Raw genomic sequence first — 564 nt, forward strand, 5'->3', positions numbered from 1 at the left:
ATCGTGTTGCTGCAATTCAAACGCCAGGAGCAAGTGGTGCACTGCGTATGCTGGGTGACCTAATGAAGGTCGCACAACCAGATACAACGGTTTGGATTTCGAATCCAAGCTATGTGAACCACAAGCCAGTAATGGAAGCTGCTGGGCTTAAAGTTAAGTTCTACCATTATTTCTCGCCAGAAACGAAACAAGTCGACACCGCAAAAATGCTGGATGATCTTGCTAAAGCAGGGCCGACAGATGTGGTTCTACTGCATGGTTGTTGTCACAACCCAACAGGCGCAGACATCGACTTTTCCGCATGGCAAGCTATTACAGAACTTTCTCAAAAGAACGGTTTTACGCCATTTGTTGATATCGCGTATCAAGGTTTTGGTGACGGCTTAGAAGCTGACGCAAAAGGTCTTCGTTACATGGCGGATAATGTCGAAGAGATGTTGATTACAACTTCTTGTTCTAAAAACTTTGGCTTGTACCGCGAACGTACTGGTGCTGCTATTGTTGTGGGTAAGAACACGCAAGACATCACTAACGCGAAAGGCAACTTGTTAACGTTGGCGCGCT

Annotated in this window: 1 protein-coding gene; it reads left to right on the forward strand. The window is 46.1% G+C overall.

Annotation, left to right across the window (positions count from 1 at the left end; all coding sequences use genetic code 11):
• On the forward strand, window positions 1–564 hold a 564-nt coding region (locus R7E78_RS29110), incomplete at both ends, for an aminotransferase class I/II-fold pyridoxal phosphate-dependent enzyme (protein ID WP_318059018.1).

This window comes from Vibrio sp. YT-19(2023) (assembly GCF_033337395.1).